This window comes from Vibrio sp. 10N.222.52.B7, assembly GCF_041474275.1.
Classification (GTDB): Bacteria; Pseudomonadota; Gammaproteobacteria; order Enterobacterales; family Vibrionaceae; genus Vibrio; species Vibrio crassostreae_C.
In genome coordinates this window covers 1-250 of sequence record NZ_JBFRTU010000433.1, presented here as the reverse complement: position 1 = coordinate 250, position 250 = coordinate 1, and the positions used below count along the sequence as shown (strand labels likewise).

Below are 250 nucleotides of genomic sequence, written 5' to 3'. Positions count from 1 at the left end.
GAGACTCCCTATGACTTTATAAGTGCAACGGGTCTTTATTATTACGACATCGGGCATCTCACGATGTTGCCGCTGTCTATGACAACAAGAACGGTTGCTGCGTTCACCAGTTTAGCGATGTCCAGCATCCTTATGTACGCACTAATGGTTCTGATTCGTTTATTCCGTAATTATGAACGAGGCGAAATCTTCTCTTTGGAAAACGCAATGTCCTACCAGAAGCTTGGGTATAGCTTGTTCTATTGGGTAT

General features: G+C 43.6%; 1 protein-coding gene. It reads left to right on the top strand.

Going from position 1 to position 250, the window contains the following annotated elements; all coding sequences use genetic code 11:
• On the top strand, positions 1-250 hold a 250-nt coding region (locus tag AB4512_RS23560; protein ID WP_372175939.1), incomplete at both ends, for a DUF2975 domain-containing protein.